Source organism: Isoptericola nanjingensis, assembly GCF_050311635.1.
In the GTDB taxonomy this organism is placed as follows: domain Bacteria; phylum Actinomycetota; class Actinomycetes; order Actinomycetales; family Cellulomonadaceae; genus Isoptericola; species Isoptericola nanjingensis.
The window spans coordinates 258,880-284,224 of the sequence record NZ_JBNOZL010000002.1 but is presented as its reverse complement, the minus strand read 5'-3'; the positions used below and the strand labels follow the sequence as shown (position 1 = coordinate 284,224).

The following is a 25,345-nucleotide window of genomic DNA, read 5'->3' as shown; positions in this document are numbered from 1 at the left end:
GCCCATTCGACCGCGGTTCGTCCCGTGCCGCGCGGCGGGTCAGCGACCTGTGTCGTACGGCACCAGCTCGAACACCGGGTGCCGGTCCGCCTCGGCGACGAAGGCCTCCACCGGGGAGTCGACGGTGGCCGCGAAGTACGGCCGGGTGGGCCGGGACCGGCGCACGTACTGCCGCAGCACCGGCCCGGCCTCCTGGGCCGAGGCTGCCCGTACCACGAAGACGTGCCGCGAGAACCCCCGGCGCAGCAGCACGCGCGGGTCGGCGCGCACGTTGTGCACCCACGACACCACGCCGTAGGGGGCCACCAGCCAGCGTCGCCCGCCGAGGGTGACGAGGGTCGCGGGGTTCGTGCGGGGCAGCCCGGAGCGCCGGCCCCGCGTGGTCAGCAGGAAGGTGTCCGGGACGAGCCCGAGCCGGACGAGCACGCCGATCACCGCGTCGCCCACGTCGCGGGACCGGCTGCGCCGGAACGTCCGCGGCTCGTGCGGGCCGTCGGTCATGCCGGGCTCCCTCCCCCGAACTCCTGCGCCCGCAGCCAGGCGAGGTGGGTGTGCACCAGCGGCAGCACGGACGCGCCCTCGCCGCTGGCCGACGCGACGCGCTTCATCGAGCCGGCCCGCACGTCGCCGACGGCGAACACGCCGCGCAGCGTCGTCTCCAGGCTGGCGGGCGGGCGCCCGTCCACCCAGCGCTCCTGCGGCACGTCGCGGCCGGTGAGGACGAAGCCGTGGTCGTCGCGCGCGAGGCCGTCGGGCAGCCAGCCGCAGTCCGGCTCCGCGCCGAGCAGGCAGAACAGGCCGTCGGCGTGCGTCTTCGTCCGCTCGCCGGTGTCCAGGTCCTCGGTGATCAGCCACTGCAGGCGCCCGTCCCCGCCGCCGTCCGTGATCACCGTGCGCGGGCGGACGGCGATGGTGGGCGTCGCCGCGATCTCGCGCACCAGGTAGTCCGACATCGTCTCGGCGATGCTCCCCCGCCGCACGAGGATCGTCACCGAGCCGGCGAACTTCGCCAGGTGCACGGCGGCCTGGCCGGCGGAGTTGCCGCCGCCCACCACGACGACGTCGCGGTCCGTCATCTCGCGCGCCATCGAGCTCGCGGCGCCGTAGTGGACGCCGGTGCCGACGTGCTCGTCGACGCCCGGCACGCCGAGTCGGCGGTAGGAGACGCCGGTCGCGAGCACGACGGTGCGCGCGCACAGCTGTGCGCCCTCGACGTGCACGTGGTGGTGCTCCGGCTCGTCCGCCGGGCCGGGCTCGATGCGCGCCACCGGGCGCCCGGTGTAGAAGCGGGCGCCGAACCGCCCCGCCTGGATGCGTGAGCGCAGCGCCAGCCGCATCCCCGAGATGCCGCGCGGGAACCCGAGGTAGTTGCGGATCATCGAGCTCGACCCGGCCTGGCCGCCGATCGCGTCGCGCTCCAGCACCACCGTCGACAGCCCCTCGGACGCCGCGTACACGGCGGCCGCCAGCCCGGCCGGCCCCGCCCCGACCACGGCGACGTCGGCGATCTCGCCCGGCGGGATGGAGTCGTAGCCGCCGTACATCGCCTCCGCCACGGCCGACGCCGTCGCGCCCGACAGCACCCGCCCGGCGAACGTGCGCACCACGGGCAGGACGGCGCCCGGGCCCGCCGCCAGGAGGATGTCGCGGGCGTCTGCGGCGTCGGGTGCGAGCACGCGGTTCGGGACGCCGAGCCGTTCGAGCAGGTCGCGGACGGCGGCCGCGTCGCGGTCGCCGGGGGCCGCGACGATCTCCGTGGACGTCACGGTGGGGCGGGCCACCGACCAGCCCCACTCCGACAGCAGCTCGACCAGGGCGGTGTGGAACTCCTCGTCGCGGGCGCCGCGCGGGATGCCGACGAACGTGTCCATGTCGCGGCGCAGCAGCGCGGCCCGCATCTCGTCCAGGGCGTCGGCGTACTCGTCGCCGGAGATCAGCGCCACCCGTCGCGCCGTCGAGACGACCGCCGGCACCTGGTGCAGCAGCTCGACCCCTGCGGCGTCCGGCAGCCGCCGCTCCGCCGCGATCATCGCGACCGGCTCCCGCGCGGCCACCAGGTCGCGCAGCCGCTCCAGCGCCGCGTCGGCGGTCCCGACGAGCTCGACCCGGTAGTCCCGGTCGTACCGGGCGCGGAACTCCTGCTCCACCTCGGACGCGTGCGCGTCGGCGACGAGCAGGATCACGGGACGCGCTTCCGGACGCTCGGGCATGCGGTCAGGGTAGGCGGCACCGCAACCCTGAGCAGATCTTGAGGCGATCTTGTCCTGCCGCGGAGGTCGCCCCGAGGTCCGCAGCGCAGGATCGAGTCCGTTCAGCCCCTGATCACCTCCCGGAGCACCATGTCCGCCTCGTCGACCGGTCCCCTCGGGGCCGCCGCGCGCACCTCCCCCTGGGCGCGCGGGCGGGTCCCGCGGCCGGCGAGACGCGTGGTGCTCCGGGAGGAACACCCCGGCGAGCCCCGATGACGCCCGCCCTGCCCCCGGGCACGGCGGCCGCGTGGCAGTCTCTCGTCGACGACCTCGACGGCGACCGGGCCGCGGTCGCCGGCTTTGCGGGCTCCTGGGCCGGCCTCCTGCCGCACCGCACCGGCGCGCTCCTGGGAGCCCTCGCGCGGACCGACGCCGACGGCGCCCGCGACGTGCTCCTGACGCTCGCCTGCACGGCGGACATGCTCGGGATGGACCGGCTCGCGGACGCCGCGTCGCAGGGGCTCGACGCCCTCGAGGAGGACGGGGTGGACGGCGCACAGCGGCACACCGACCGGATCACCGACGAGGCCCGGACCGCCGCGATCGTCGTCGCGAGCGCCCTCGCTCAGGAGGGGTGGTCGAACCTGTAGCCCACACCGCGCACCGTGCGGATCCAGCGGGGCGACGCCGCGTCGTCGCGGAGCTTGCGGCGCAGGTTGGTCACGTGCACCTCCACGCTGCGCCGGTCCTGGTCCGTGACCAGGGTGCCGGTGTCGTACTCGCCGGCCCACAGCACCCGGACCAGGTCGTCCTTGGGGATCGCGCGCCCCGGGGCGCCCGCGAGCGCGGCGAGGAGGTCGAACTCGCTGCGCGTGAGGTGCACCTCCGCGCCGTCGACGTCGACGGTGCGCGCCGCCACGTTCACGACGAGCCCGTCGAAGGACGGGACGGCGGTCGCCGGGGCCGCCGGCGGCGCCTCCCGGCGAGGGCGGCGGAGCATCGCCTCGATCCTGGCCCGCAGCTCCCGGGGGCGGAACGGTTTGGTCTGGTAGTCGTCGGCGCCGGCGTCCAGCCCCATGAGCGCGTCGATCTCGTCCGTGCGGGCCGTCAGCATCACGACGTACGTGTCGGACACCGCGCGGATCCGGCGGCACACCTCGAAGCCGTCGATGTCGGGGAGCCCCACGTCGAGGGTCGTGACGAGCGGGTCGAAGCTGCGCACCAGCTCCACGCCCTCGCGGCCCGACGCCGCGGTGCGCGTGACGAAACCCGCCTGCGTCAGCACCGCGTGGAGCAGGTCGCGGACGTCAGGGTCGTCCTCCACGACGACGGCGGTGCGCTCGTAGGCGTCGCCGCTCGAGGGGGCGTCGCCGCTCGAGGGGCGGGGTCCGGCCAGCATGACGACACGCTAGCGGGACGTCGTCCAGGACGCAGCGCACGTGACACGTCCCTAGACTCGCCGAGGGCGGCGTCCGGAGCCGCCGGCGAGGGAGTGATCATGACGAGCACGTGCACGCACCTGGACCGGATCGTCCCCGTCGCGCCCGAGGCGCTCGGCACGTGCCCCGAGTGCGTGGCCGCCGGCGGCACCTGGGTGCACCTGCGGGCCTGCCTGGAGTGCGGCCACGTCGGGTGCTGCGACTCGTCGCCGGCGAAGCACGCGACGGCGCACTTCCACGCCACCGACCACCCGGTGATGCGATCCCTCGAGCCTGGCGAGCACTGGGGCTACTGCTTCCCGGAGGAGCTCCTCATCTCGGGCCGAGACATGCCCGCGACCGCCTGACCCGGGTGCCGCGTCCGACCTGCTGGCCTGTTCCCGGACCGCCGTCGGGCGCACAGCCTTGCCTTGGAGCGCGCTCACACTTCTACCGTGGCGGTCATGACGAGACACCCCTCGTGAACGCGGACGTCCGCGGTCAGGAAGCCGCCGCGGCGGACCGGAGGACGTGGTCGACGAGCGTCCGCAGCTCGTCGGTGGTCTGCAGCTCGCCCTGGTGGAGCAGCAGCCGGTAGTACACGGGCCCGTACAGCAGCTCGATCACCAGGTCGAGGTCGGCGTCGGCGCGAAGCTGGCCGGCGTCGCGGGCCACGGCCAGACGCTGCCTGGCGTCCTCGACGCGCGGGCGGTACAGGTCGTCGACGAGGCCCCGGGCGAGCTGCGGGTCGTGCTGCGTGTCGGCGATCAGGCCGACCAGTGCCCGGCCGAACCGGCGGTCGGCCAACAGCCCGCGCAGCAGACCCTCCATCTGCTCGACGAGGTCGGCCCGCAGGTCGTCGGTGTGCGGGAAGTCGGCCGACGGGTTCGCCGCGTCGTCCAGCGCCTCGAGGACGACCGCGCCCTTGGAGGGCCACCAGCGGTAGATGGTCTTCTTGCTGACGCCCGCGCGCGCGGCGATCGCCTCGACCGTCACCGCGCCGTACCCGTGCTCCCCGCACAGGTCCAGGCTCGCGTCCAGGATGGCGCGTCGGCTCGCCTCGCTCCGAGGCCGGTGGGGGGCGGCAGGTGAGGCGCTCGGATCGGGCATGACACCGATCTTAAAGGAAACGGTACGGAGCGTATTGACACCCACCACGCGTCCGAGCACACTTCTCAAGACGAAACGCATCGTGTCGTTTCTTCCTCGACGCCTTTCGACCTTCAGGAGCTCATCGTGACGAGTCAGCGCCCACGGCCCGCCGTGCCGCTCCGGCCAGAAACGCTCCCGCGATCGGCGCCGGCCGCCGTCGGGGTGTCGTCGCGGGCCGTGCTCGCCCTGCTCGACCGGCTCGCCGGTGACTCGGTCGAGTGCCACTCGCTCATGGTCGTGCGGCGCGGGCACGTGGTGGCCGAGGGGTGGTGGGCGCCCTTCACGGCGCAGCGACCGCACCTGCTGTACTCGCTCACCAAGTCGTTCACGGCCATCGCGGTCGGGCTCGCCATCGAGGACGGGCTGCTCTCGCTCGACGACCGGATCGTGGACGTCCTGCCCGACCACGTCCCGGACGACGTCTCCGACCAGGGACGTCGCCTCACCGTGCACCACCTTCTGTCCATGACGACCGGTCACGACACGGACAGCCTCGCCGAGGCGTGGGAGCTGGAGCCCCGCGACCTGACCCGGGGCTTCCTGCGCGTGCCCTTCCCCCACCGCGAGGGCACCCGGCACGCCTACGACAACGCCACGACCTACGTGCTCGCTCGCATGGTCGAGCGCGCGACCGGGAGCGGCCTGCCCGAGCTGCTCGCCGAGCGCCTCTTCACGCCCATGGGCATCACCGAGGCCGAGTGGGACCGCGTCGGCGACGGTGCCGCGTTCGGGTTCCACGGCCTGCACCTGACGACCGAGGCCGTGGCCGCCTTCGGCGAGCTGCTGCTCCGCCGCGGCCGCTGGGGCGACCGCCGGCTCGTCCCGCCCTCGTGGGTCGAGGTCGCGACGGGGCGCCGCGTCGCGACGCACCAGGTCGACGGCTGGTCGGACAACCCCGACACGCGGTGCGGGTACGGGTACCAGTTCTGGATGTCACGCCACGGCTATCGCGGCGAGGGCTCGTTCGGCCAGCTGTGCGCGGTCGTTCCCTCGCACGATCTCGTCGTCGTCGCGACGAGCGCGCTCAGCGGGGGTGGTGAGACGCTCCTGGAGCCGATCTGGGAGTGCCTGCTGCCCGGGCTGGACCGCCCCGACGACGCCGCGGACGACGCGCAGCTCGCCGACCGCCTGCGAGGCCTGGCGCTCGCCCGCCCGAGCGGCACGCTCGGACCCCGGCACCCGACCGGCGCGCGGGTCGTGGCGTCCGCCGCCGGCCCGGCCCTGCCCGACGGGACCCCGGTGACCGTCGACCCCGCCGAGCGCGGGTGGCTCGTGCGGTTCACTGCCTCCCCCGGCGTCCACGTCGATATCGAGGTCGGCCACGACGACTGGCGCGAGAGCGAGCCGCTCGGCCGCCCCGTGGTGGCGGCCGGCGCGTGGCAGGGGGACGTCTTCGTCGCCGACCTGTACGTCATCACCACTCCGCACCGCCTGCGGACGGTGGTCGACACCCGCACCGGCGCCGCGTCCGTGACGTGGAACGTCGTGCCGCTGACGGGCCCCGACCTCCTCCGCCATCTCCAGTCCCCGCTGATGACCCGGCCCGACGTGGCCTAGCGACCCCTTCACCACCACCGTAAGGAGCTCCCTCATGACCCACCAGGACCTTGCCCGGCGCGGACCTCAGGACGACACCGCGCACGACCGCCCCGAACTGCGCCGAGCGCTCCAGGACGTCGTCGACTCCGGCTTCACCGGTATCCAGCTCCGCGTCGACGACTCCCGCGGCACCTGGAGCGGTGCCGCGGGCTCGAGCGTGCTCGGCGAGCCCGGCGCGCCGTCGACCGACGGACACATCCGCATCGGCTCCAACACCAAGACCTTCGTCGCGGCCACGGTCCTGCAGCTGGTCGCCGAGGGTGCGGTCGATCTCGACCGCGCGGCAGCCGACTACCTGCCAGACCTGGCCGTCGATCCCCGGATCACCGTGCGGATGCTGCTGCAGCACACCAGCGGGATCTTCAACTTCACCGGCGAGATCTACGGTCCCGACGCTGCCGTCGAGGGCGGGGTGCCCTGGAACGGGCTGACGATGGTGCGCGGCATCCCCTGGCAGGGCAAGGAGTGGGTCGACGCGCGGTTCCGGCACTACCCGACCGAGGAGCTCGCCCGCCTGGCGCTCTCCCGCCCGGCCCGGTTCGAGCCGGGCACCGACTGGAGCTACTCCAACTCCAACTACGCGCTGGCCCGGCTGATCGTCGAGGGGGTGAGCGGACGCTCGCTCGCCGACGAGATGGACCGCCTGGTGCTGTCCCCCCTGGGGCTCACCCAGACCTCGGTGCCCGACACGTCGACGTTGCCCGTACCCCACGCCCACGCGTACTACCGGTACGAGGAGGACGGCCAGGAGACGACGGTCGACGTCACGGCCCAGGACCCGTCCTGGATCTCGAGCGGCGGCGACATGGTCTCCACCACCCGCGACCTCCACCTGTTCGTCTCCGGTCTGACGGGCGGCCGCCTCCTGCCCGCTCCTCTGCTCGCCGAGATGCTCGCGCCGCACCCGCCCGCCGGGTACGGGCTCGGGGTCTTCGTCCAGGACACCGCTCACGGCACCCTCATCACGCACAACGGAGGCATGGGCGGCCACGGCGCGCTCATGTACTCCACCCCCGACGGCAGCACCACCCTCACCGCGGGGATCAACTACGTGGACGACGCCGACCAGTCCCTCGGCGCTGCTTTCCAGAGCGCGCTGCAGCGACTCGTCGACGTCGTCTTCGGCGGCCGGGAGACGGCACCGGGACCGACGGCCCCGAGGTGACCCCGGCCGGGCGGACCGCCCCGGCGCCTCACGCCCCTCGCGGCGCCGGGGCGGGGCTCACCAGGTCGCGCGTGATCGCCGCGACGTCGTGCGCGCCGACGAGCGCCATGGTGAGGTCCAGCTCCGCGAGCACGTTGCGGATCACCTCCTCGACGCCGTCCTGCCCGGCCACGGCGTACCCGTAGAGGTACGGCCGCCCGAGCAGGACGGCGTCGGCCCCCAGGGCGAGGGCGACCAGCACGTCGGCCCCGGTCCGCACCCCGCTGTCGAGCAGCACCGTGGGGCCGGGCCCGACGGCGTCGCGCACGGCGACGAGGGCGTCGAGCGACGCGACGGCGTTGTCCACCTGCCGCCCCCCGTGGTTGGAGACCACGATCCCGTCGACGCCGAGGTCGAGGGCCCGGCGCGCGTCGTCGGGGTGCAGGATCCCCTTGAGCACGACCGGCAGCCGGGTGCGGTCGCGCAGGGTGGCCAGGTGCTCCCACGACAGGCCCGGGTTGGAGTACACGTCGAGGAACGTCTCGACGGCCGCGCGCGGCTCGGGCGAGCGCAGGTTGTCGCGGAACCGCCCGGGGTAGGCGCGCGTCATCGCGAGGAGCGAGCGCACCGCGCCGGCGGTGACCTGCACGGCGTCGCGCGCCCCGGACGCCGCGGCCCGCGCGACCCGCTCGCGGACCAGCTCGCCGAAGCGCGGGTCGCTCGTGTACTGCGCGATCCCGAGGCCGCGGGCGAACGGCAGCGAGCCGAGGTCGAGATCTTGCGGGCGCCAGCCCAGCACCGTCGTGTCGAGCGTGACGACGAGCGCCCCCGCGCCCGCAGCCTCGGCCCGGGCGATCAGCGAGTCGACGAGGTCCTCGTCGGTGCTCCAGTAGAGCTGGAACCAGCGGGCCGCGGCGCCCATCTCGGCCGCGCAGGCCTCCATGGGATGGCACGCCTGGTTGGACAGCACGAACGGGACGCCGGTCGCGGCGGCCGCGCGCGCGACGGCGAGGTCGGCGTCGGCGCCCAGGAGGGCCGCCGCGCCCACGGGCGCGAGGAGCAGCGGGCTCGCGTGCCGGGTGCCGAACAGCTCGACCGACGGGTCGCGCTCGACGGCGCCGGCCGCCATGCGCGGCACGACCGCCCACCGGTCGAACGCCTCCCGGTTGCGCCGCATCGTGCGCCCCTCGCCCGCGCCGCCGGCGACGTACGCCCAGGCCCGCGCGCTGCTGGCGCGGCGGGCGGCCCGCTCGAGGCCCGCGGCGCTGGTCGGGACCCGGGGGCGCCGGCCCAGCACACCCGCGCGGTAGATCGCAGACTGCCGGGCCAGCCCCGCCCCGGGCGCGCTCATCCCACGGGGCGCACGCGCAGGATCTCGGTGCGCGCGATCGCGCGGTCGCGCACGCCGAGCCGCGCCTCACGGTCGGGGTCGGCCATGAACGCCGCGAGCGCCTCCTCGTCGGGCATCTCGATGAGCTGCACCTCGGTGGGCTGGACGGCGCCGTGCGCCGCGTCGTCGGTGTGCGCCACGTTCGTCACGCGGTGCAGCACCCGTCCGCCGTGCCGTGGCACCAGCGCCAGCACCTCGGTCTCGTAGTCCGCCAGCGCCGGGGCCTCGCCGTCGGCCGCCCACAGCAGCACGCACAGGGTGATCGCCATCGTCCACCTTCTCTCTCGTCGTCCGCCGATCCTGTCAGTCCCGGGCGGTCCGCGCGGGCGACCCGCCGGTCGTCGCGCCGGTCGTCCCGCCGCGGAGCGGGTGCCCCACGGGCGCCCACCCGCCGGCCACGTGGTGCACGCCCGGGCCGACCGTGCGCCCCGGCTCGTCGAGCGGGAGGTCCAGGTGGGCGGTGACCCCCGGCGGCACCTCGAGGTCGAGCTCGAACCGCCCGGCCGCCAGCCGCCACGAGACCTCGATCGGCCCGTACGGGCTGTCCAGCCGGGCGGACGCCCGGTCGAGCTGGCCGGTCACCAGCGGGCGCACCAGCACCTCGCGGTAGCCGGGTGCCGCCGGCGCCAGACCGGCGACCGAGCGGTGCAGCCAGTCGGCGACCGCCCCGTACGCGTAGTGGTTGAACGACGTCATCTCGCTGGGGTGGATCGAGCCGTCGGGCAGCAGCGAGTCCCATCGCTCCCAGACCGTCGTGGCGCCCATGCCCACCGGGTAGAGCCAGGACGGACGGGTGCGGGTCAGCAGCATCGCGTGCGCCAGCTCGGGGTGGCCGGCGTCGCACAGGGCGTCCAGGATCAGCGGGGTGCCGAGGAACCCCGTGCTCACGTGGAAGTCCGCCTCGCGCACCAGCGCCACCAGCCGGTCCTCCGCGCGGCGGCGCTGAGCGTCGGTGTCGAGCAGGCCCCAGACGATCGCCAGCGCGTAGACGGTCTGGCAGTCGCTGCGCACCGTCCCGTCGGCCGCGACGTACGCGCCGCGGAACGCGGCCGCGACGTCGGCCGAGAACCGTGCGTACCGCCGGGCGTCCGCCTCGTGCCCGAGCACCTCGGCCGCGCGGGCCAGCAGGTGGGCGCTGCGCGCCAGGTAGGCCGTCGCGACGACCGCGGGGTCGGCCTTCACCGCCGCCGAGTCGTCCGGCGGCGCGTCCGGGTCCAGCCAGTCGCCGAACTGGAAGCCGGTGTCCCACAGCAGGGTGTCGCCCGCCAGGGCGCGGGCCCGGTCCACCCAGGCCCGCATCGAGTCGTACTGACGCTCCAGGACGCCGACGTCGCCGTAGCGCTCGTACAGGGTCCACGGCACGTGCACCGCCGCGTCCGCCCAGCCGGCGGCCGGCGTGTGCTTCCCGCCGTCCGGCCCGGGTCCGCGCAGCTCGCGCACGACGTCGGGCACCACGTACGGGACGCCCCCGTCGGGACGCTGCTCCGCCGCGAGGTCCTGCAGCCACGAGCCGAGGAACCCGCCCACGTCGAACAGGAAGCTCGCCGTCGGGGCGAACACCTGGATGTCGCCCGTCCACCCGAGCCGCTCGTCCCGCTGCGGACAGTCTGTGGGTACGTCGAGGAAGTTGCCGCGCATGCCCCACACGACGTTCTCGTGCAGCAGGTTCACGTCCGGCTCCGAGCACTCGAACCACCCCGTGCGGCGCAGGTCGGAGCTCACCACCACGGCCTGGGCGTCGCCGGCACGGACCTCGGCCCCCGTCACCTCCGCGTAGCGGAACCCGTGGAACGTGTACGCGGGCTCCAGCACCTGGGTGCCGCCGGCGAGGACATAGGTGTCCGTCGCCTTCGCCGCGCGCAGCGGCCGCACGCCCAGCTCGCCGTCCTCGAGCACCTCCGCGTGCCGCACCGTGACGGTGTCCCCGCGCTCCCCCGCCACGCGCAGGCGCACCCATCCGACGACGTTCTGGCCGAAGTCGACGATCTGCCTGCCGGTCGGCGACGTGCGGACCTCCCGTGCGGGGACGGTCGCGACCTCGCGCACCGGCGGTCCCGTCGGCGCGACCAGCCGCGCGATGTCGGTCGCGGTGTCGGCATCGAGCACGTCGACGGGGCCGTCCGCGACGGCGTCCGGGGCGAGCGGCAGCCGCAGGTCGGTCGTCTGGCCGTCGTACAGGTCGTCGGCGAGGACCCCCGTCGTCCCGGCACGCCAGGCCTCGTCGGTGACCACCGTCTGACGGCGACCGTCCTCGAGCGTGATCTCCAGCTGGGCGAGCAGCGCCAGCCGGTCGCCGTAGGAGTCGCGCTGGTGGGTCCACGTGAGCTGCCCCCGGTACCAGCCGTTGCCGAGGCCCACCACGAGGCGGTCCGCCCCGGGCGCGCGCAGGTGCTCGGTGACGTCGAAGGTCTGGTAGCGCAGGCGAGCGTCGTACGCCGTCCAGCCCGGGTCGAGGAGGTGGTCGCCCACGCGGCGGCCGCCGATCCACGCGTCGTAGACCCCGTGCGCGGTGACGTACAGGCGAGCGGACGCCACCGGGCCGCCGAGGTCCAGGTCGCGGGCGAGCACCACGGCGCTGCCGTCCAGCCCTCCGACGTGCCGGGGGCTGACGAACCGCGCCTCGACGTCCTCCGGCCTCAGCAGCCCGGCCTCGATCGCGAGGCGCTCGCTCCAGGGCGACCACCCGTCGTCGGACTCGATCCGCACCTGGACCTCGACCCGCTCGCGCGAGCGCAGGTCGCGGAACGGCCAGGGCACGAGCGCCTGCTCGGGCCCCGTCTCCCGCCGCTCCGCCGCGGCGCCGTCGGCGGTGCGCAGCCGCACCTCGTACGCGCGCTGCACCCCGCCCCCGGTCCGCGTCCAGGACAGCCGGGGGGCGGCGGAGCCGATCCCCACCTCCGGGGCGCCGTACTCGGCCACGAGCCGGTCGATGCGCATCGTCGCGCCTCCTCGCGGGACGGACCCGCCGTCGGGATCTTCGAGCGTCCTGGACGCGGGGTGCCCCACAATGGACCAGGAGCGGAGATCATATTCATTCGACTGTTCATACGGTCCGAGGACGGGAGCGAGCTTGACCGAGGCGCTGTACGCCCAGGTGCACGAGGCGCTGCGGGCACGCATCGTCGGCGGCGACCTCGCCGTCGGGGACCGGCTGCCGGCGCAGGCGGAGCTCGTCGAGGAGTTCTCGGTCAGCGCGATCACGATCAAGCGCGCGCTGGACATGCTGCGGGACGAGGGCTTCGTGACCCGGCGTCCGCGCATCGGCACGATCGTCGTCTCCACGACGCCCGCCGGCGGCGCGCGCCCGGACGGGGGGAGCCGCCTGCCGCTGGTCGGCTACGTCGTGCCGGGGTTCGACGACGCCTTCGGGTCGCACCTGCTCGGAGGGCTCCTCGACGCGTCCAGCGAGCGGGCGCACGTCGTGGTGGGGATGTCGCGCGGCGACTCCGAGCTGGAGGAGCGCCTCATCGAGGAGCAGCTCGACCGCGGCCTCGACGGGCTGGTGCTGCTGCCCACGTCGTCGCAGGCCATCCCGCAGAGCGTCGCGGCGCTCGTCGGCCGCGGCTTCCCCCTCGTCATCGTCGACCGCACCCTGACGGGCGTGCCCGTCAGCACCGTGACGTCCGACAACGTCACCGGCGGACGGCTGGCGGCGGAGTACCTCTTCGAGCTCGGGCACACCCGGATCGCGCTGGTCCAGTCCCCCAACGCCGTGTCGACCCTCGACGAGCGGCGGCGCGGGGTGGTGGCCGCGCACGCCGCGCACCAGGTACGCCTCGAGGAGTCCCAGGTGTACTCCGGCGTCCGGTCCGTGGTGCCGGGCTCGGACGTCACGCCCGAGGACGACGTCGACGGCCTGGTCGGGTTCCTCGAGGCCCACCCCGACCTCACCGCGTGCGTGGTCACGGAGTACCACTCCGCGCGCCTCGTGCTGCAGGCCGCGCAGCGGCTGGGCCGTGCCGTGCCGGGCGACCTCTCCGTGGTCTGCTTCGACGCCCCGCCGGAGTACGTGGACGCCGCGGTCCCCCTCACCCACGTGGAGCAGGACCAGCACGCGCTCGGGGCGCGCGCCTTCGAGCTGCTCGAGCGGCAGCTCGCCGAGCGGGGCGACGTCTCGCAGGACACCGTGCCCGTACGGATCCTCGCGGGCGGGTCGACGGGACCGGCCCCGGCCCGGTAGCGCGCGGCCCGGCTCGGGCCGCGCGCTGCCCGTCATCCCCGCGCCGCCCGGACCTCGAGCGCCATCACGGCGCTCAGCACGGTCGAGTACCCCACCTGCGTCGGTGCCGGCCGGGTCCAGTCGTCCCCCGGCCGCAGCACCACGCCCGCGTGCCGCAGGCTCTCGACCGCGGCCATCGGCGCACCGTCCGCCGGGCGCGCGCCGCCGTACGGCACCAGGCCGTGTTCCCACAGGGCGTCGGTGCTGGTGCGCACCAGGTCCTCGACCGCGGGGACGGACCGCTCCTCGAGCAGCAGCGCCGCGTACCGGTACCAGACGCCCTTGAACAGGCCGACGTCGCCGCCCGCCGTGTCGGGCACGTCGTCGTCGACCAGGTCTCCCTCGCGCCGGAAGACGCCGCCCGTGGCGAGCTCGCGCACCGACGTGAGGGCCGTCCGCTCGGCGGCGTCCAGCCAGCCGGGGTCCCCCGTGCACCTGTACAGCTCGACGCAGGCCCCGATGTACAAGCCCTGGTTGTAGGTGAAGCGCCAGTGCGTGTCGACGTCCGTGCCGCCCTCGCGGCCGAGCCCGTCCTCGACGAACCCGTCCGGCCCGACCAGGTGCTCCTCGAGCCATGCCACCGTGCGCAGCGCACGGTCGAGGTAGGCGCCGTCGCCGGTGCGCCGCGCCAGCCGCGCGCCGAGGATCGCCAGGGGGCCGTTGGCCGGGGTGTTCTTGTAGTCGGGCTGCTGCTTGCGCCACGACAACGACGGCCCGTGGACGTCGTTCCACCCGAGCGACACCACGTGCTCCCACAGCGCGACGACGTCCGCCTCGAGGGCCGCGCGCTCGCCGTCGTCCGGCGTCGCCTCGGCCAGCCGCAGCAGGGCGAGGGCGTACCAGAGCATGTCGTCGAAGTAGTCGTTGAACAGGCTGCCGCCGTTGCGCTCGCGGATGTTCGCCGCGGTCGCCCGCGCCGCGTCGAGGCACGTGCCGTCGCCGGTCCGGGCGAAGGCGTCGAGCCGGCAGTCGACGACGTGCGCCAGCCACCAGTAGTTGAACGTGGCGTCGGCGGGCTCGGGGTGCCCGTTGTGCAGCAGCTGCGGCGTGGCGGCCCCGTAGAGCAGGTCGATGCTGTGCTGCGCGACGTCGGCGCGCCCCGTCCAGGTCAGCGCGCGCGCGGCGTCGTCGGTCGTGGTCGTCATCGGTTGGCCTCCAGGATGCGGTCGCCCTGCGCGGCGGCGTCGGCGAGGGCGGCGGGGCCGTCCAGGGATCCCGACATCACCTCCTGCAGGGCGGGGATGAGGGCGAGGGTCTCGACGTCCGAGTACCCGGGGACGGGCGGGCGGACGGAGGCGACCTCGATGGTCTCGACCATCGGGGCGAAGCGGTCGTCGACCGTGCCCACCGCGCGTCGCGACGCCTCGACGTTCGCCGGGATGTTCTTGCTGATCTCGGCGAACGCGAGGCTGTTCTCCTGGTCCGCCGCCCACCACTTCATGAGCTCCCACGCACCCTCGGGGCAGGGTGCGTCGGCGGGGACGACGAGGCCGAAGCCGCCCATGGAGGCGCCGGAGTCGCCCCGCGGCCCCACGACGGCCGGGACGACGCCGTACTCGAGGCCGTCGACGGCGTCCCAGGTGGGGAGGTTCCAGGGCCCGTCGTACTTGATCGACACCGCACCCTGGGCGAAGGCGTCGATGCCGTCGGAGAAGCCCAGCTCGTACACCCGCCGCTCGTGCAGCAGCTCGTCCCAGAAGTCGAGGACCTCGAGGCCCTGCGGGGAGTCGAAGGCCGTGTGGCGCTCCGTCGGGTCGAGGAGCTCGCCGCCCGCCTGCTTGAGCCACATGCTGAACAGCCCGACGTCCTGGATCTCGAAGCCCGCCCGCGTGAGCCGCCCGCCCTCGCGGACCGTCAGCGCCTCGGCGGCGTCGGCCAGCTCCGCCCACGTCGTCGGCGGGCGGATGCCGGCCTCGTCGAGGTGCGCCTTGTTGTAGAAGAGCGCCCGCGTGTCGACGATGAGCGGCAGGCCGAAGGTCTCGTCGCCGACGCTCATCTCCCGCACCGACTCCGCGTAGAAGGACCCCAGGTCCACGCCGTCGCGCGCCGCCCAGGAGTCGATCGCCTGCAGCGCACCGCGGCGGCCGTACTTGGCCGTCTGCCACCGGTCCCACAGCACCAGGTCGGGCACGTTGCCCGACGCGATGCCGGTGAGCATCTTCTCCTCGAGCACGCCCTGCGGCACGTATCGGAACTCGTACTCGGACTGCGCCGCGTTGAACGCGTCGAGCTGCGTCGTGATCTGCGCGGCCTGGTCGCCCGCCCAGCTGCCCCACATGGTCAGGCGACGGGCGCCCGCGTCCGTGTAGCGGGGCTGGTTCGGCGCGGCGCAGGAGGACAGGACGGCGGCGCCGGCGCCCAGGCCGAGCGCCCGCAGGATCGCGCGGCGGCTAACGGGCGTTGACATGGGAGACCCCCTCGATGATGTAGCGCTGGGCGAAGACGAACAGCAGCAGCACCGGCAGGCTGGTGATCACGGTCCCGGCCATGAGCGGGCCGTAGTCGGTGGCGTAGTCGGTGACGAACGACGCCAGCCCCACCTGCACCGTCCACATCTCCTGGACGTTGAGGACGATCAGCGGCCACATGAAGGAGTTCCAGCCCGCCTGGAACGTGAGGATCGCGAGCACGGCAGCGCCCGCCTTCGCGAGCGGCAGGTAGACCTGCGCGAAGATCCGGAACTCGGACGCGCCGTCGATCCGCGCGGCCTCGCCCAGCTCGTCCGGGATGGAGGAGAAGAACTGCCGCATGAAGAACACGGCGAACGCCCCGGCGGCCCCGGGCAGGATGATCGCCCACCAGGTGTTGAGCAGGCCGACGCCGCCCTGCCCGACGACGTTGTTGCCGCCGGCGAACGGGATGGCGCGCAGCACCAGGAACGAGGGCACCATCGTCACGATGCCGGGCACCATGAGCGACCCCAGCAGGGTGACGAAGAGCGCCCGCTTGCCGCGGAACTTCAGCTTGGCGAACGCGTACCCGGCGAGGGAGCCGAAGAACAGGTTCAGCACGACCCCGGCGACGGCGAGCAGCATGGAGTTGGCGAAGTAGCGGCCGAACGGCACCTCCGTGAGCACGCGGTCGTAGTTCTCGAGCGTGACGGTGCGCGGGATCAGGTCCAGCGCACCGGACAGGATGTCGCCGGCCGGCTTGAGCGACGTGACCAGCGTCCAGAACAGGGGGAAGACGGTGAGGACCGCCACCGCGACGACGGCGATCCACCAGGCGACGGCGCCCACGCGCTGCGCCGGGGTCCGGCGCTTGGTGTGCAGCACGGCCGGCCGGGAGGCCCCGCCGGCAAGGGTGGCGGTGGCCGCGACGGACAGGCCGGGTGCGGTCTGCGCGCTCATGTGTTGTCCCTCCCCGTGACGCGGGCGTTGATGACCGCGAAGATCGCGATGATCGCGAAGAGCACGAACGAGATCGCCGACGCGTAGCCCATCTCGAGGTTCCCGAAGCCCTGCGTGTAGATGTAGTAGACGAGCGTGATCGTCGAGTTGCCCGGGCCACCCTTGGTGAGCACGTAGGCCTGGTCGAACACCTGGAACGCGCCGATCACCAGGAGGGTCGAGACGAGGAACGTGGTGCGCGACAGGCTCGGCATGACGACGTAGCGCAGCTGCTGCCACCAGCCCGCCCCGTCGATGCGGGCGGCCTCGTAGAGCTGCGGCGGGATCCCCTGCAGGCCGCCGAGGTAGATCATCATGTTGGTGCCGAAGCCGGCCCAGACGCTCATGATGACGATCGCCGGCATGGCCCAGTTCGAGTCGTACAGCCAGGCCGGGCCGTCGATGCCGAACCAGCCGAGCGCGACGTTGACCATGCCGAACTGCGGGTTGAGCAGCCACAGCCAGATCGTCGCGGTCGCCACGGTCGACGAGACCACGGGGACGTAGAAGAAGGTGCGGAAGAGCGTCGAGACCCGCACGTTGCGGTGCAGCAGCAGTGCCGTCGCCAGCGCGACCACGATCCCGAGCGGCACGAACAGCACCGTGTAGTACGCGGTGTTCCGCAGGGCGATGAAGAAGTACGGGTCGAGGAAGAGCCGGCGGTAGTTGTCGAGACCTACCCAGCCCGAGTCGCCGATGACCGAATAGCTCGTGAAGCTCATGACGAGCGCCATGCCCGCCGGGATGACCACGAAGATCGCGAACAGGGCGATCGGGAGGGCCACGAAGAGCCACGCCCACCTCTCCTGGATCCTCCACTGCCGTGAGGGTCTGCGTGGTGCCTGGGCCGGGGGCGCGGGCTCCGCAGCCCTGCCCGGCGGCGCCGTCGCCGCCGTCGTCACCGTCATGGTTCAGATCGCCTCCTTCGCCGATCCGCACGTCCGCCTATGCGTCGTGCCTGAACACTTCCGCCCCGGGTGCCCCGGGGACGTGGTACCCGACGACGTCGAGCACGAGCTCGCAGAACATCGAGTCCGCCCAGCTGAACCACTCCCTCGTGAACTCCTCGGGGCGGTCCACGTGGTACGACTCGCACATCCGCCCGCGTGCCGCGTTGGCCGCGAGCATCGACGCGACGAGAGCGCGCTTCTCCGCCGGGTCCGTCGAGGTCAGGCCCCGGACGGCGGCCGAGATGGGCCAGACGTAGCGCGGCGGCGTGTGCGGGCTGCCGAGACCGTCACCGGTCGTGCCGCGCACGTAGGTGGGGTTGTCGTCGCTGAGGGCGAAGCGGCGCGTCGCGACGTAGAGCGGGTCGTCGAGCGCCACGCCGCCGGTGAGCGGCAGGGAGAGCAGGCTCGGCATGTTCGAGTCGTCCATGAGCAGCCGGTGGCCGAGGCCGTCCACCTCGTAGGCGAAGATCCGCCCGTGCTCGGGGTGGTCCACGACGCCGTGCCGGCGGGTGGCGGCATCGAGCTCGGCGGCGAGCTCCTCGGCCCGCGCGGCCAGGCCCGGGTCGGCGAGAGGGCCGAGGGCGAGCTCCGCGAGGTCGCGCAGCGACGCGGCGGCGAACAGGTTGCCGGGCACGTTGTAGTGGTAGACGCACGCGTCGTCGCTGGGGCGGAACGCGCTCCAGGTCATGCCCGTGACGGCGACGGGCGACCCCTGGCCGTCGCGGACGAGCGTGTCGGTCGGCGGGCAGCCGTCGCGCTCGAACCGGTAGTCGGACCGCGCGTCGTGGTCCTGCTCGGTCCGGACCGTGGCGACGACCAGCTCCGCGGCCTTGCGGAACGTGTCGTCGAGGTGGTCCGTGCGCCCGGTGGCGAGCCACAGCTGGTGCGCGAGCTGGAGGGGGAACGCGAGCGAGTCGACCTCGTACTTGCGCTCCCAGACGCCGGGCGTCATCGCCGTGCGGTCGGCCTGGTGCCCGGCGCCGTCCGGCGTCCGGTTGAAGGCGTTGGCGTACGGGTCGTGCAGGATCTGGGTGCTCTGGCGCCGGACCAGGGCCGCGACGACGTCGCCGATCCCCGGTTCGAGGTCGAGCAGGGCGAGGTACGGGCGCATCTGTGCCGCGCAGTCGCGCAGCCACATCGCCGGGATGTCGCCGGTGAGCACGAAGGCGGTGCCGTCGGGCTCGAGCACGACGGCGTCGCGCAGGGTGCGCCGCATCGCCTCGGCGAAGACGGCGGCCGTCGGGGCGTCGAACGCCGCGGCGACGCGGTCGGTCACCTCGCGCAGCACGCGCTCGTCGAGCATCTGGTCCGTCACCACGCACTCCATCGTTTGGATATATCGAATAGGCGGGAACATACCAGCGTCGACGGCGGGTGACCAGAGCGGGCACGACGAAGCCCGCGGCGCGTCGCGCCGCGGGCTCGCCCTCGGGTCCCGGCCCCGTCAGCCCGGGTCCACGTCGCCTCGCCGCACCGCCCGCAGCAGCCGGGGCGGGACCTGCACCGTGCGGCCGGCCACGACCACGGGGACGAGCGCCGGCGGGTCGGCCTTCCACCGCGCGCGCCGGCTGCGGGTGCGCGAGCGGGAGGTCTTGCGCTGGGGGACGGCCACGGCCGCTCCTCTCGTCGGGTCGATCTGGGGGAACCCCCGGCTCAGCCCTGGCGGGCCTTGAACCGGGGGTTCTGCTTGTTGATCACGAACGTCCTGCCGCGGCGGCGGACGACCTTGGCGCCCGGCAGGCGCTTCAGCGACCGCAGCGAGGCCCGGACCTTCATCGGGCGCCCTGCCCGTAGCGCCGACGGAACTTCTCGACGCGGCCCGCGGTGTCGACGACGCGCGCAGCCCCGGTCCAGAACGGGTGGCTGGCGCTCGAGATCTCGACGTCGACCACGGGGTAGGCGTTCCCGTCCTCCCACTCGATTGTGCGCGCGGGGCGGCCGGGCCCGGAGGCGGCGTCCCCCGCCAGCGTGGAGCGCGTGAGGAACGCGGTGCCGGCGCTGGTGTCGCGGAAGACGACGGGGCCGTAGGTGGGGTGGATGCTCTGCTTCATGGTGGTGTCTCCTCTCACCAGCTGGACTTGGTGACGCCGGGCAGCTCGCCCCGCAGCGCCAGCTGGCGCAGACGGATGCGGGACAGACCGAAGCGGCGCAGGTAGCCGCGTGGGCGGCCGTCGACGACGTCGCGGTGGCGCAGGCGGGTGCGGCTCGCGTCGCGGGGCTGGCGCTGCAGCTCCATGACGGCCGTGGCCCGCTCCTCCGCCGCGGACGACGGCGACGCGACGACGCGCTTGAGCTCGGCCCGCCGGGCGGCGTACCGCTCGACGACGTCGCGGCGGCGCGCGTCGGCGGCGATCTTGGACGTCTTGGCCATCAGCGCTCCTCGCGGAAGTCGACGTGCCGGCGCACGACGGGGTCGTACTTGCGCAGCACGACCCGGTCGGGGTCGTTGCGGCGGTTCTTGCGGGTGACGTACGTGAAGCCCGTGCCCGCCGTCGAGCGGAGCTTGACGATCGGGCGCAGGTCGGTGCGGGTGGCCATCAGACCTTCTCTCCTCGTGCCTGGATCCTGGCGACCACGACGTCGATGCCGTCACGGTCGATGGTCTTGATGCCCCGGGCGCTCACCCGCAGCGTGACGGTGCGGCCGAGCGAGGGCACCCAGTAGCGCTTCTTCTGGACGTTCGGGTCCCAGCGGCGCTTCGTCCGCACGTGCGAGTGCGAGATCGCGTGGCCGAACCCCGGGACCGTGCCGAGCACCTGGCAGCGGGCGGACATCGATACCTCCATTATGAGAACGGTTCTCATCAGGGCGCTACAGTGACAGACTTGAGAACTGTTCTCAAGTACCGTCATCCCCAACCCACCGGAGGTGCTCGTGATTCCCGACCGCCCGCACGCGCCTGCCACGCCCGCCGCACCGGCGCTGAGCGTGCTCGTCGCCGTCGACCCCGTGCTGCGCGACGCCGCCGCGGCGAGCCTGACCCTGGGCGCTCCCGACGTCGTCGTGGTGCGCCACGACCTGCTCCCGGACGACGGCGCGCTGCGCCGCGTCGTCGTCGACGCGACCGGCGTCCTGGAGGACGAGACGGTGGCGCTCGAGCACGCGTGCGTGTCGTGCAGCGTGCGCGAGGACGCCGTGCCTGCCCTCGCCCGCCTCGCCGACGACGGTCGCTGGGCCCACCTCGTGCTCGCCCTGCCGGTCACCGCCGAGCCGCTGCCCGTGGCGCGCTCCCTGGCGGCGCAGGCCGAGCCGGGCGGGGCGCTCGAGACCCTCCGGCTCGCCGCGACGGTCGGCGTCGTCGACCTCGACGCCCTGGAGTCCGACCTCCTCGGCGACGACCTGGTCGACGAGCGCGGGCTCGCGCTCACCGACGACGACCAGCGGCCCGTCGGTGAGGCGCTGGCCGCGCAGCTCGAGCAGGTGGACGTGGTCGTCACGACCGGCGCCTCGGCCACGGGCGGCGGCCTCGTCGACCGGCTGCGCGCCGTCGACAGCCACCGCGTCGAGGGCCTGCACGACCTCGACCCCGTCGCGCTCTCCGCCCGTTCGCACGCCCCCGCCGCGGCCGAGCGCCGCGCCCACCCGCTCGGCGCGCGCGGCGCCCGCCGGCGCGCCAAGGACCCGCGCGACCGGAGCTGGAGCCTGCTGCTGCGCAGCGACCGCCCCTTCCACCCGGAGCGGCTGCTGGCGCACGTCGAGGACCTCGGCACCGGGCCGGTGCGCAGCCGGGGCGTCTTCCACGTGCCGAACCGGCCCGACTCCGCGTGCCTGTGGGACGGCGCGGGCGGCGCCCTGTGCGTCGCGGACCTCGGCACCTGGGACGAGGTCGCGGCCGGGCACCCGCCCGTCACGCGCATCCTCGTGGTGGGGGCGGGCGAGCCGCGCGACGCCAGAGAGGTGCACGACCGCATCCTCGACGCCTTCGGCGAGGCCCTGGCCACCGGCGCCGAGGTGGCGGACGGCGGCCTGCGCTGGCTCGGTCGCGAGGACGTCCTGGCGCCCTGGCTGGGAACACGGACCGCCTGAGCGCTGTTCCTCCCCGCGCGGGCCACGTGCCGGTCCCCGCGACCGGAGCGCGGGGTCGTCATAGGCTCCTCGCGGACCCGCACCCACGACGGACGGGAGGCACCCGCATGGCCGCACGCGCGCTCGCCGAACGGCTGCGCACCGAGTCCGGGGCCGCGCTGCTGCTCGTGGGCGTGACGCTGCTGGCGCTCGTGTGGGCGAACTCGCCGCTGTCCGGCTGGTACGAGCACCTGTGGGAGCTGCCGATCCACGTCGACGTCGGCGACCTGCGCTTCGACATGGACCTGCACCACTGGGTCAACGACGGGCTCATGGTGCTGTTCTTCTTCGTCGTCGGCCTCGAGGTGCGCCAGGAGCTGGCGATCGGGTCGCTGCGGCAGCGCAGCTCGCGCCTCGTGCCGCTCGTGGCGGGCACGCTCGGGGTGATCGTGCCCGCGCTCGTCTTCCTCGCCGTCGCCGGCCACGCCGACCCGCACGGCTGGGGCGTCGTCGTCGGCACGGACACGGCGTTCCTGCTGGGCGTGCTCGCGCTGGTCGGGCCGGCGATGTCGAGCCAGCTGCGCGTCTTCCTGCTCACGCTGTCCGTGGTGGACGACTTCCTCGCCGTCGGCATCATCGGCGTCGTCTACTCCGAGGAGGTCCGCCTCGCGCCGCTCCTCGTCGCCGTCGCCGCGCTCGCCGTGCTGTGGCTGCTGGGCCGGATGCGCGAGTGGCGCAGCTCGCCGTACGTGCTCGTCGTCGTGGTGCTCTGGGGCGCGACCGTGCAGGCGGGCGTCCACCCCTCGATCGCGGGCATGCTCGCGGGGCTGCTCGTGCCCGCCGTCGCCACCCGGCGCGACGACGTGCTGCAGGCCAAGAGCCTGTTCCGCGACTACTGGCAGTCGCCCAGCGCCAGCGTGGCGCGCAACGCCCGCGTCGGGCTGGCCCGGTCCATCTCGGTCAACCACCGTCTCCACGACGTCCTCCGCGGGCCCGTCTCGCTCGTCGTCGTGCCGCTGTTCGCGCTGGCCAACGCGGGGATCGACCTCCGCGGCGGCGCGCTGGGCGCGGCGCTCGGGTCGGTGATCACGTGGGGGGTCGTGGCGGGCCTGGTCGTGGGCAAGCTCGTGGGCATCGGCCTCGGCACGTGGGGCGCGGTCCGCGCCGGGCTCGGGCGGCTGCCCGACGGCGTGGGCCCGGGCAGCGTGCTCGGCGGCGCGGCCCTGTCCGGCATCGGCTTCACCGTGTCGCTGCTGGTGGTGGACCTTGCGTTCGACGGCACGCCCGCGGGGCAGGCCGCGACGGTCGGCATCCTCATCGCGATGGTGCTGTCCACCCTGCTGGGGTGGACGATCTTCACCGTCGCCCGCGTGCGGTACGGCGAGGCGAGCGCGGACCTGCCGGTCACGCTGTCCCCCGCCGTCGACCCCGACCGCGACCACGCGAAAGGCGACGTCGACGCCGCGCACACCGTCGTCGAGTACCTCGACTTCGAGTGCCCGTTCTGCGCCCGCGCGACCGGGATGGGGGCCGAGCTGCGCGAGCACTTCGGCGACCGCGTGCGGTACGTCGTGCGGCATCTCCCGCTGCGGGACGTGCACCCGCACGCCTACCTCGCGGCCGTCGCCGCCGAGGCCGCGCACCGGCAGGGCCGGTTCTGGGAGATGCACGACGAGCTGTTCGCCCACCAGTCCCGGCTGGAGCCGGACGACCTGCGGGGGTACGCCGCCACGCTCGGCCTGGACCTCGAGCGGTTCGACGCCGACCTGGCGGACGAGGCCCTGCACGCCCGGGTCCGCGCGGACGAGGCGAGCGCCGCGGCGTCCGGCGCCCGCGGCACGCCGACGTTCTTCCTCGACGGCGTCCGGCACCGCGGCCCCCACGACGCGCGCACGCTCATCGCGGCGCTCGAGGCGAACGAGGACGACCCGGCGCTGCGCCGCCGTTCCTGAGATCGAGGCCGACGGGGCCCGCCGCGCCCGGTCGTCGGGTGCGAGAGGATGGGGATATGGGATACCAACCGGAGCCCGTGACGGACGCCGACCTGCCGTACCTGCGCCGGTGCGTGGACCTCGCGCGCGAGGCGCTGGACGACGGCGACGAGCCCTTCGGCTCGCTGCTCGTCGACGCGAGCGGCACCGTCGTGTTCGAGGACCGCAACCGGGTCGCCGGCGGCGACCGGACCCGCCACCCCGAGCTGGAGATCGCCCGCTGGGCGGCCGTGCACCTCACGCCCGAGGAGCGGGCGGGCGCCACCGCGTACACGTCGGGCGAGCACTGCGCGATGTGCAGCGCGGCGCACGCCTGGGTGGGGCTCGGCCCGATCGTCTACGCCTCGAGCACCGCCCAGCTCACCGCGTGGCTGCAGGAATGGGGCGTGGCGCCCGGGCCGGTGACCCCGCTGCCCGTGGGCGACGTCGCGCCCGGCGTCCCCACCCGCGGGCCGGCCCTGGGGCTCGCCGACGAGGTGCGCGGCCTGCACGCCCGCCTGCACGGCGTGCGCGACCCCGCCTGACGGTGTTTGCCTGGGGAACATGAGCGACTCCCCCACCCCCGGTCCGGCCTCCGCCCGCAGCCCGTGGACGTGGCGCGCGATCGTGCTCGCCGTCGTCCTGGTGGCCGCCGCCGTCGTGTGGCTGGTCGTGCGGGACGACGGCGGCGACGGCGCGACCGCCGCGTCGCCGTCGCCCACCGCGACAGCGACCGCGACGGAGGCCCCCTCCGCGTCCCCCGACCCGTCCGCCTCGCCCACGACGACGGGCGAGGCCGGCTGCGCCGAGACCGACGACGGCACCCCGGAGGGCGCGGACACGCACGAGGTCGTCGACGTGGACGGCGACGGCGAGGCCGACACCGCGTGGCTCACCGGCGGCGCCGAGCGCCGGTTCGGGATCACGACGGCGTCGGGCGCCACGTTCTCGACCGCGATCGACTCGGCGAGCCCGCAGCGCGCGTCCGCCGTCGTGAACGTCGTGGCGGCCGGGGACAGCACTGCCCCGATCGCCCTCGTCGACACGGGCCGCGAGGTGCTGCTCTTCTCCGCCGCCGACTGCGATCTCGCCGCGACGCAGAACCTCGCCGGCGCGCCCTACACGTTCGACAAGGGCTTCACCGGCCAGGGCACGGGCGTCGGGTGCACCGAGGTCGACGGCGCCCTGCGCCTCGCGGGCCTGGACGCGACGTCGCCCGACGGCAGCTCCTTCACGGTCACGCGCACGTTCGTGGACCTGGACGACGCGGCGCTGAACGCGTCGAACGGCGACGAGGCGACCGTCGCGGACGACGCCGGCCCCGACGATCCCGTGGTGGTCACCGCGCAGGAGACCAGCTGCGGCGAGGCGGTCGTGGGCGAGGACGGGCCGGTGGAGCCGGAGTCCTGAGGACCAGCGCCAGAGTCTTGCATCGCGCATCGACGTCGATCAATATGAGGGCATGTCCGCCCTCCCCGACGACGGCGCCCGGCCGTCCGCCCTGTTCGTCTGCGTGCACAACGCCGGCCGCTCCCAGATGGCCGCCGGCTTCCTGCGCGCGCTGTCCGGCGGCGCGGTCGAGGTCCGCTCCGCGGGGTCGATGCCCGCCGACCGCATCAACCCCGTCGCCGTCGAGGCCATGGCCGAGGCCGGCATCGACATCACCGCCGAGCAGCCCAAGGTGCTCACGACCGAGGCCGTGCAGGCGTCGGACGTCGTGATCACGATGGGCTGCGGCGACGCCTGCCCGATCTTCCCCGGCAAGCGCTACGAGGACTGGCAGCTCGACGACCCCGCCGGCCAGGGCATCGACGCCGTCCGCCCCATCCGCGACGAGATCCGGCGCCGGGTGCTCGCGCTGCTCGCGTCCCTCGGCGTCGACCCCGTCGCGCACTGACCCCCGACGCCCCCTTCGAGCAA

The 25,345-nt window shown here is 74.3% G+C and carries 28 protein-coding genes; 10 read left to right on the top strand and 18 right to left on the bottom strand.

Annotated features, from left to right (window positions below; all coding sequences use genetic code 11):
- Positions 1-39: 39 nt before the first annotated feature.
- Positions 40-501 (bottom strand): nitroreductase family deazaflavin-dependent oxidoreductase, encoded by a 462-nt coding sequence (locus ACQP6G_RS04170; protein WP_429762943.1) that lies wholly within the window; start codon positions 499-501, stop codon positions 40-42.
- Positions 498-2,210: an NAD(P)/FAD-dependent oxidoreductase gene (locus tag ACQP6G_RS04165; RefSeq protein WP_429762942.1), complete on the bottom strand. Its 1,713-nt coding sequence runs from the start codon at positions 2,208-2,210 to the stop codon at positions 498-500. The genes ACQP6G_RS04170 and ACQP6G_RS04165 overlap by 4 nt, the downstream gene beginning before the upstream one ends.
- 251 nt (positions 2,211-2,461) lie before the next feature.
- On the opposite strand from ACQP6G_RS04165, the gene ACQP6G_RS04160 reads away from it, so the two are divergent.
- The gene (locus tag ACQP6G_RS04160) at positions 2,462-2,839 is read left to right on the top strand and encodes a hypothetical protein (RefSeq protein ID WP_429762941.1); all 378 of its coding nucleotides are present in this window, start codon (positions 2,462-2,464) and stop codon (positions 2,837-2,839) included.
- Here the strand turns inward: ACQP6G_RS04160 and ACQP6G_RS04155 are convergent.
- Positions 2,815-3,588: a response regulator transcription factor gene (locus ACQP6G_RS04155; protein ID WP_429762940.1), complete on the bottom strand. Its 774-nt coding sequence runs from the start codon at positions 3,586-3,588 to the stop codon at positions 2,815-2,817. The genes ACQP6G_RS04160 and ACQP6G_RS04155 overlap by 25 nt on opposite strands.
- A gap of 99 nt (positions 3,589-3,687) precedes the next feature.
- Here ACQP6G_RS04155 and ACQP6G_RS04150 point away from each other — a divergent pair, with 99 nt between their 5' ends.
- The gene (locus ACQP6G_RS04150; protein WP_429762938.1) at positions 3,688-3,975 is read left to right on the top strand and encodes a UBP-type zinc finger domain-containing protein; all 288 of its coding nucleotides are present in this window, start codon (positions 3,688-3,690) and stop codon (positions 3,973-3,975) included.
- Between the two features lie 133 nt (positions 3,976-4,108).
- Here ACQP6G_RS04150 and ACQP6G_RS04145 read toward each other — a convergent pair whose 3' ends face one another.
- A complete protein-coding gene (locus ACQP6G_RS04145) occupies positions 4,109-4,717 on the bottom strand; it encodes a TetR/AcrR family transcriptional regulator (protein ID WP_429762937.1) in 609 nt (202 codons plus the stop codon).
- 126 nt (positions 4,718-4,843) lie between these two features.
- Between ACQP6G_RS04145 and ACQP6G_RS04140 the strand changes: the two genes are divergently transcribed.
- Positions 4,844-6,316 carry a serine hydrolase domain-containing protein gene (locus tag ACQP6G_RS04140; RefSeq protein ID WP_429762936.1) on the top strand — a complete coding sequence of 491 codons (1,473 nt, stop codon included), beginning with the start codon at positions 4,844-4,846 and terminating at the stop codon, positions 6,314-6,316.
- 34 nt (positions 6,317-6,350) lie between these two features.
- Positions 6,351-7,523 carry a serine hydrolase domain-containing protein gene (locus ACQP6G_RS04135; protein ID WP_429762935.1) on the top strand — a complete coding sequence of 391 codons (1,173 nt, stop codon included), beginning with the start codon at positions 6,351-6,353 and terminating at the stop codon, positions 7,521-7,523.
- 28 nt (positions 7,524-7,551) lie between these two features.
- Here the strand turns inward: ACQP6G_RS04135 and ACQP6G_RS04130 are convergent, their stop codons facing one another.
- Genes ACQP6G_RS04130 through ACQP6G_RS04120 form a run of 3 tightly spaced genes read right to left on the bottom strand, consistent with a single transcriptional unit; the run spans position 7,552 to position 11,829 of the window.
- Entirely contained in the window at positions 7,552-8,853 is a 1,302-nt protein-coding gene (locus ACQP6G_RS04130) for an alpha-hydroxy-acid oxidizing protein (protein WP_429762934.1), read from the bottom strand.
- Complete coding sequence (locus ACQP6G_RS04125) at positions 8,850-9,161, bottom strand: DUF1330 domain-containing protein (protein ID WP_429762933.1); 312 nt, start codon at positions 9,159-9,161, stop codon at positions 8,850-8,852. Before ACQP6G_RS04125 ends, ACQP6G_RS04130 begins: the two co-directional genes overlap by 4 nt.
- A 34-nt stretch (positions 9,162-9,195) precedes the next feature.
- A complete protein-coding gene (locus ACQP6G_RS04120; RefSeq protein WP_429762932.1) occupies positions 9,196-11,829 on the bottom strand; it encodes a family 78 glycoside hydrolase catalytic domain in 2,634 nt (877 codons plus the stop codon).
- Between the two features lie 133 nt (positions 11,830-11,962).
- Between ACQP6G_RS04120 and ACQP6G_RS04115 the strand changes: the two genes are divergently transcribed.
- Positions 11,963-13,072 carry a GntR family transcriptional regulator gene (locus tag ACQP6G_RS04115; protein ID WP_429762931.1) on the top strand — a complete coding sequence of 370 codons (1,110 nt, stop codon included), beginning with the start codon at positions 11,963-11,965 and terminating at the stop codon, positions 13,070-13,072.
- A gap of 32 nt (positions 13,073-13,104) precedes the next feature.
- On the opposite strand, the gene ACQP6G_RS04110 is transcribed toward ACQP6G_RS04115, so the two are convergent.
- The 11 genes from ACQP6G_RS04110 to rpmB all read right to left on the bottom strand — a co-directional run bounded on the left by ACQP6G_RS04110 (position 13,105) and on the right by rpmB (position 20,224).
- Positions 13,105-14,256 carry a glycoside hydrolase family 76 protein gene (locus tag ACQP6G_RS04110; protein WP_429762930.1) on the bottom strand — a complete coding sequence of 384 codons (1,152 nt, stop codon included), beginning with the start codon at positions 14,254-14,256 and terminating at the stop codon, positions 13,105-13,107.
- Complete coding sequence (locus ACQP6G_RS04105) at positions 14,253-15,518, bottom strand: ABC transporter substrate-binding protein (protein WP_429762929.1); 1,266 nt, start codon at positions 15,516-15,518, stop codon at positions 14,253-14,255. Before ACQP6G_RS04105 ends, ACQP6G_RS04110 begins: the two co-directional genes overlap by 4 nt.
- The gene (locus tag ACQP6G_RS04100) at positions 15,502-16,461 is read right to left on the bottom strand and encodes a carbohydrate ABC transporter permease (protein ID WP_429762928.1); all 960 of its coding nucleotides are present in this window, start codon (positions 16,459-16,461) and stop codon (positions 15,502-15,504) included. The genes ACQP6G_RS04105 and ACQP6G_RS04100 overlap by 17 nt, the downstream gene beginning before the upstream one ends.
- Positions 16,458-17,285 (bottom strand): carbohydrate ABC transporter permease, encoded by an 828-nt coding sequence (locus ACQP6G_RS04095; RefSeq protein ID WP_429762927.1) that lies wholly within the window; start codon positions 17,283-17,285, stop codon positions 16,458-16,460. Before ACQP6G_RS04095 ends, ACQP6G_RS04100 begins: the two co-directional genes overlap by 4 nt.
- Positions 17,286-17,445: 160 nt before the next feature.
- Positions 17,446-18,765: a glycoside hydrolase family 125 protein gene (locus ACQP6G_RS04090; protein WP_429762926.1), complete on the bottom strand. Its 1,320-nt coding sequence runs from the start codon at positions 18,763-18,765 to the stop codon at positions 17,446-17,448.
- 129 nt (positions 18,766-18,894) lie between these two features.
- Positions 18,895-19,062 carry a 50S ribosomal protein L32 gene (rpmF, locus tag ACQP6G_RS04085; RefSeq protein WP_429762925.1) on the bottom strand — a complete coding sequence of 56 codons (168 nt, stop codon included), beginning with the start codon at positions 19,060-19,062 and terminating at the stop codon, positions 18,895-18,897.
- A gap of 41 nt (positions 19,063-19,103) precedes the next feature.
- A complete protein-coding gene (gene ykgO, locus ACQP6G_RS04080) occupies positions 19,104-19,226 on the bottom strand; it encodes a type B 50S ribosomal protein L36 (RefSeq protein WP_079573901.1) in 123 nt (40 codons plus the stop codon).
- Complete coding sequence (locus tag ACQP6G_RS04075; RefSeq protein ID WP_429762924.1) at positions 19,223-19,501, bottom strand: type B 50S ribosomal protein L31; 279 nt, start codon at positions 19,499-19,501, stop codon at positions 19,223-19,225. Before ACQP6G_RS04075 ends, ykgO begins: the two co-directional genes overlap by 4 nt.
- Before the next feature lie 14 nt (positions 19,502-19,515).
- A complete protein-coding gene (rpsN, locus tag ACQP6G_RS04070) occupies positions 19,516-19,821 on the bottom strand; it encodes a 30S ribosomal protein S14 (protein WP_429762923.1) in 306 nt (101 codons plus the stop codon).
- The gene (gene rpmG / locus ACQP6G_RS04065) at positions 19,821-19,988 is read right to left on the bottom strand and encodes a 50S ribosomal protein L33 (RefSeq protein ID WP_079573907.1); all 168 of its coding nucleotides are present in this window, start codon (positions 19,986-19,988) and stop codon (positions 19,821-19,823) included. Before rpmG ends, rpsN begins: the two co-directional genes overlap by 1 nt.
- Positions 19,988-20,224: a 50S ribosomal protein L28 gene (gene rpmB / locus ACQP6G_RS04060; protein WP_429730821.1), complete on the bottom strand. Its 237-nt coding sequence runs from the start codon at positions 20,222-20,224 to the stop codon at positions 19,988-19,990. The genes rpmG and rpmB overlap by 1 nt, the downstream gene beginning before the upstream one ends.
- A 100-nt stretch (positions 20,225-20,324) precedes the next feature.
- Here rpmB and ACQP6G_RS04055 point away from each other — a divergent pair, with 100 nt between their 5' ends.
- From ACQP6G_RS04055 to ACQP6G_RS04035, 5 genes are all read left to right on the top strand, one after another.
- Positions 20,325-21,476, top strand: coding sequence for a GTP-binding protein (locus tag ACQP6G_RS04055; RefSeq protein WP_429762922.1), 1,152 nt, complete (start codon positions 20,325-20,327; stop codon positions 21,474-21,476).
- 107 nt (positions 21,477-21,583) lie between these two features.
- A complete protein-coding gene (gene nhaA / locus ACQP6G_RS04050; protein ID WP_429762921.1) occupies positions 21,584-23,407 on the top strand; it encodes a Na+/H+ antiporter NhaA in 1,824 nt (607 codons plus the stop codon).
- A gap of 56 nt (positions 23,408-23,463) precedes the next feature.
- Positions 23,464-23,970, top strand: coding sequence for a nucleoside deaminase (locus tag ACQP6G_RS04045; RefSeq protein ID WP_429762920.1), 507 nt, complete (start codon positions 23,464-23,466; stop codon positions 23,968-23,970).
- A gap of 19 nt (positions 23,971-23,989) precedes the next feature.
- Positions 23,990-24,835, top strand: a complete 846-nt coding sequence (locus ACQP6G_RS04040) for a hypothetical protein (RefSeq protein ID WP_429762919.1) — start codon at positions 23,990-23,992, stop codon at positions 24,833-24,835.
- A gap of 52 nt (positions 24,836-24,887) precedes the next feature.
- Positions 24,888-25,322 (top strand): arsenate reductase ArsC, encoded by a 435-nt coding sequence (locus tag ACQP6G_RS04035; protein WP_429762918.1) that lies wholly within the window; start codon positions 24,888-24,890, stop codon positions 25,320-25,322.
- The last annotated feature ends 23 nt before the right edge of the window (positions 25,323-25,345 follow it).

Bases quoted from the DNA above. Each gene is read 5' to 3' on its own strand.
- ACQP6G_RS04150 (WP_429762938.1), top strand. From the start codon at position 3,688: ATGACGAGCACGTGCACGCACCTGGACCGGATCGTCCCCGTCGCGCCC.
- ACQP6G_RS04040 (WP_429762919.1), top strand. From the start codon at position 23,990: ATGAGCGACTCCCCCACCCCCGGTCCGGCCTCCGCCCGCAGCCCGTGG.
- ACQP6G_RS04160 (WP_429762941.1), top strand. From the start codon at position 2,462: ATGACGCCCGCCCTGCCCCCGGGCACGGCGGCCGCGTGGCAGTCTCTC.
- ACQP6G_RS04035 (WP_429762918.1), top strand. From the start codon at position 24,888: ATGTCCGCCCTCCCCGACGACGGCGCCCGGCCGTCCGCCCTGTTCGTC.
- rpsN (WP_429762923.1), bottom strand. From the start codon at position 19,821: ATGGCCAAGACGTCCAAGATCGCCGCCGACGCGCGCCGCCGCGACGTC.
- nhaA (WP_429762921.1), top strand. From the start codon at position 21,584: ATGGCCGCACGCGCGCTCGCCGAACGGCTGCGCACCGAGTCCGGGGCC.
- rpmB (WP_429730821.1), bottom strand. From the start codon at position 20,224: ATGTCCGCCCGCTGCCAGGTGCTCGGCACGGTCCCGGGGTTCGGCCAC.
- ACQP6G_RS04045 (WP_429762920.1), top strand. From the start codon at position 23,464: ATGGGATACCAACCGGAGCCCGTGACGGACGCCGACCTGCCGTACCTG.
- ACQP6G_RS04100 (WP_429762928.1), bottom strand. From the start codon at position 16,461: ATGAGCGCGCAGACCGCACCCGGCCTGTCCGTCGCGGCCACCGCCACC.
- ACQP6G_RS04135 (WP_429762935.1), top strand. From the start codon at position 6,351: ATGACCCACCAGGACCTTGCCCGGCGCGGACCTCAGGACGACACCGCG.
- ACQP6G_RS04125 (WP_429762933.1), bottom strand. From the start codon at position 9,161: ATGGCGATCACCCTGTGCGTGCTGCTGTGGGCGGCCGACGGCGAGGCC.
- ykgO (WP_079573901.1), bottom strand. From the start codon at position 19,226: ATGAAGGTCCGGGCCTCGCTGCGGTCGCTGAAGCGCCTGCCGGGCGCC.
- ACQP6G_RS04155 (WP_429762940.1), bottom strand. From the start codon at position 3,588: ATGCTGGCCGGACCCCGCCCCTCGAGCGGCGACGCCCCCTCGAGCGGC.
- ACQP6G_RS04170 (WP_429762943.1), bottom strand. From the start codon at position 501: ATGACCGACGGCCCGCACGAGCCGCGGACGTTCCGGCGCAGCCGGTCC.
- ACQP6G_RS04110 (WP_429762930.1), bottom strand. From the start codon at position 14,256: ATGACGACCACGACCGACGACGCCGCGCGCGCGCTGACCTGGACGGGG.
- ACQP6G_RS04120 (WP_429762932.1), bottom strand. From the start codon at position 11,829: ATGCGCATCGACCGGCTCGTGGCCGAGTACGGCGCCCCGGAGGTGGGG.
- ACQP6G_RS04075 (WP_429762924.1), bottom strand. From the start codon at position 19,501: ATGAAGCAGAGCATCCACCCCACCTACGGCCCCGTCGTCTTCCGCGAC.
- rpmG (WP_079573907.1), bottom strand. From the start codon at position 19,988: ATGGCCACCCGCACCGACCTGCGCCCGATCGTCAAGCTCCGCTCGACG.
- ACQP6G_RS04165 (WP_429762942.1), bottom strand. From the start codon at position 2,210: ATGCCCGAGCGTCCGGAAGCGCGTCCCGTGATCCTGCTCGTCGCCGAC.
- ACQP6G_RS04105 (WP_429762929.1), bottom strand. From the start codon at position 15,518: ATGTCAACGCCCGTTAGCCGCCGCGCGATCCTGCGGGCGCTCGGCCTG.
- ACQP6G_RS04145 (WP_429762937.1), bottom strand. From the start codon at position 4,717: ATGCCCGATCCGAGCGCCTCACCTGCCGCCCCCCACCGGCCTCGGAGC.
- ACQP6G_RS04130 (WP_429762934.1), bottom strand. From the start codon at position 8,853: ATGAGCGCGCCCGGGGCGGGGCTGGCCCGGCAGTCTGCGATCTACCGC.